Raw genomic sequence first — 665 nt, 5'->3', positions numbered from 1 at the left:
ATCATCAATCCTACAACTCAAGATCCTGTTGAATCAGTCAGCATTTCCAGTGAGCAAATGGTTCAGCAAGGAATGTCTGTTGAAACCATGGTGATCAGTTGGCCACAAGCCAAAGGTGCAACCAAGTATCAAGTTGAATGGCGTAAAGATAATGGCACCTGGTTAAAGCTACCATTAACTGGAAATAACTCAGCAGAGGTCGCAGGGATTTATGCAGGGCAATATGAAGCACGAGTTTTTGCAATCAGTGCATATGATATTTCATCCTTGCCAACATATTCAGTTTTGACAGAGTTAAAAGGCAAGCAAGGAAAACCGCCAAAACTCGCCAATATACATGCTGAAGGTATTTTATTTGGCATGAAATTAACATGGTTGTTTCCAGCAGTTGGTGCACTTGATACTGCATATACAGAAATTGAAGTTTCACCAGACAGCACCTCAAACATTGCTCAACTGGGTTTGTTTGCTTATCCGACTACTGTTCACACCATTCAAGGGATGCAACCAAATTTACGCCAGTTTTATCGCGGACGTTTGATTGATCGCATTGGTAATATTGGCGATTGGTCTGAATGGGTCAGTGGTGTGACTTCTGCAGATGCTTCAGATGTACTTGAACTATTGAATGAGCAAATCACTGAAAGCCAATTGCATAAAGACTT

General features: G+C 41.2%; 1 pseudogene. It reads left to right on the top strand.

The window, feature by feature from the left end:
* Positions 1–665, top strand: a pseudogene (locus ACG9ZL_RS21110) (TipJ family phage tail tip protein); the annotation flags it as partial.

This window comes from Acinetobacter legionensis, from assembly GCF_048551735.1.
In the GTDB taxonomy this organism is placed as follows: Bacteria; Pseudomonadota; Gammaproteobacteria; order Pseudomonadales; family Moraxellaceae; genus Acinetobacter.
This window is presented reverse-complemented; position numbering and strand designations above follow the sequence as displayed.